This is a genomic window from Humibacter sp., from assembly GCF_051954055.1.
Taxonomy (GTDB): domain Bacteria; phylum Actinomycetota; class Actinomycetes; order Actinomycetales; family Microbacteriaceae; genus Humibacter.
Genome location: NZ_JBQCIE010000083.1, coordinates 1 through 2,534, shown reverse-complemented (window position 1 = coordinate 2,534; position 2,534 = coordinate 1). Strand labels below are relative to the sequence as shown.

The window sequence follows — 2,534 nt, the reverse complement described above, 5'->3', positions numbered from 1 at the left end:
CGATCGAAAATGCACGAAACGGGCCGAGACCCGCGCTTTCGCGTCGAAGTCTCGGCCTGTCCTTGATGATTCAGTGGCGAGCGCCGGGCGTCATCCCTGCGCGAGCTCGGCGACCGGCTGCCACTCCTCCCACGTCGCGATCCGCTCGGCGTAGTCGGCCTTCGCGAGCGCGAGCGGGCCGGACCCGAAGAAGACGCGCAGCGGCGGCTCCTCGGCTTCGACGACCTTGAGGATGGCCGCCGCCGATGCCTCCGCATCGCCCGGCGTCGAGTTGCGCTGCTTGCGGCTTTCGGCCACGGCTCTATGCACGTCGGCGTAGTCCGGCGACTCAGCCGAGTGCTTCGACGACGATCCCGCCCAGTCGGTGGCGAACGCCGCGGGCTCGACGAGCGTGACGTGGATGCCGAAGGATGCCACCTCCTGCGCCAGCGCCTGGCTGAAGCCCTCGAGCGCCCACTTCGAGGCGTTGTAGATGCCGACCAGCGGGAACGCCGTGATCCCGCCGATCGAAGACACCTGGATGATGTGCCCACTGCCCTGCGCACGCAAGAACGGCAGCGCGGCCTGCGTCACCCAGAGGGCGCCGAAGACGTTGGTCTCCAACTGGGCTCGCGCCTCGTCCTCTGTCACCTCTTCGATGAAGCCGAAGTGTCCGTATCCCGCGTTGTTGACGACCACATCGAGCCGTCCGAACCGCTCGTGCGCGGCGCGCACGGCGGCGAAGTCCGCCTCCCGGTCCGTGACGTCGAGTTGCACGGCGAACAACCGATCGCCGTACTTCTCGACGAGATCGTCGAGGGATGCCACGTCACGCGCCGTCGCCGCGACCCGGTCGCCGCGCTCGAGCGCCGCCTCCGCCCACGCGCGCCCAAAGCCGCGCGAGGTGCCCGTGATGAACCAGACCTTGCCGTTGTTCTCTTCAGCCATGGGGACAACGGTAGGGCCGGCGCCACAGCCCCGCGGCGCCGGCAACGTCGTGTTACCGACCGGACCGGTGCTGGTGGTAGTAGTCCAGCAGCGCGCGGGTGGAGGCATCCTGTGCCTCGATCGCCGCCTCGTCGCCCTCGATCGCCGGGGCGATCTGCAGCGCGAGCTGCTTGCCGAGCTCGACGCCCCACTGGTCGAACGAGTTGATGCCCCACACGGCGCCCTGCGTGAACGTGATGTGCTCGTACAGCGCGATCAGCTCGCCGAGCACCTTCGGCGTGAGCGCCTTGCCCATGATGGATGTCGTCGGCCGGTTCCCCGGGAACGTGCGCGCGGCGACGAGCGCCCCGGTGGTGCCCTCCGTCTCGACCTCCTCGGCGGTCTTGCCGAACGCGAGCGCCTTCGTCTGCGCCAGGAAGTTCGCCACGAACAGCCCGTGCACGTCACGGTCGCCGTCCTTGAGCGGATACGCCGGCTCGGCGAACGCGATGAAGTCCGCCGGGATGAGGCGCGTGCCCTGGTGGATCAGCTGGTAGAACGCGTGCTGCCCGTTCGTGCCCGGCTCGCCCCAGAAGATCTCACCGGTCGTGGTCGTGACCGGGGAACCGTCCCACCGAACCGACTTGCCGTTCGACTCCATGGTGAGCTGCTGCAGGTAGGCAGGGAAGCGGTGCAGCAACTGCGAGTACGGCAACACGGCGTGCGACTGCGCGCCGAGCAGGTTCGAGTACCAGACGTTCAGCAGCCCCATGAGTACCGGAACGTTCCGCTCGAGCGGAGTGGATGCGACGTGCTCGTCGACCGCGTGGAATCCGGCCAGGAAATCGGTGAAGTTCTGCGGTCCGAGCACTATCGCCAGCGACGTGCCGATCGCGGAGTCGACCGAGTACCGGCCACCGACCCAGTCCCAGAAGCCGAACGCGTTGTCGGTGTCGATGCCGAACTCGGCGACCTTGTCGAGCGCGGTCGAGACGGCGATGAAGTGGTGCGCGACGGCATCCTTTCTGCTCTGCTCGTCGTCGCCGATGGCACCGGATGCCTGCAGCCCCTCCCACAGCCAGTCGCGCGCGAGTCGCGCATTGGTCAACGTCTCGAGCGTGGTGAACGTCTTGGACGCGACGATGAAGAGCGTCGTCTCCGGGTCGAGACCCGACGTCTTCTGTGCCAGGTCTGTGGGGTCGATGTTGGAGATGAAGCGCGCCTCGATGCCGGCATCCGCATACGGCTTCAGCGCCTCGTAGACCATGACCGGGCCGAGGTCGGACCCGCCGATCCCGATGTTGACGACCGTGGCGACCTTCTTGCCGGTGACGCCGGTGAACTGTCCGGACCGCACCCGGTCGGCGAACGCGGCGATGCGGTCGAGCACCTCGTGCACATCGTGGTCGACGTGCTGGCCGTCGACGACCAGCTCGGGCGAGGCCTCCGCCGGACGGCGCAGCGCCGTGTGCAGCACGGCGCGATCCTCTGTGGTGTTGATGTGCACCCCGGCGAGCATCTGCGCGAAGCGATCGGCGACGCCGACCTGCTCGGCCAGGCGCACGAGCGAGGCGAGGATGTCGTCGGTCACCAGGTTCTTGGAGAGATCGACGTGCAGGTCGGCGAGC

General features: G+C 68.1%; 2 protein-coding genes. Both read right to left on the bottom strand.

All coding sequences use genetic code 11. The annotated features are described in order from the left end of the window. Positions 1-90: 90 nt before the first annotated feature. Complete coding sequence (locus ACTHNC_RS08865) at positions 91-927, bottom strand: SDR family oxidoreductase (RefSeq protein WP_440294237.1); 837 nt, start codon at positions 925-927, stop codon at positions 91-93. Between the two features lie 52 nt (positions 928-979). Then, positions 980-2,534: glucose-6-phosphate isomerase (gene pgi, locus ACTHNC_RS08860; RefSeq protein WP_440294236.1), on the bottom strand; the 1,555-nt coding region annotated here is incomplete at its 5' end.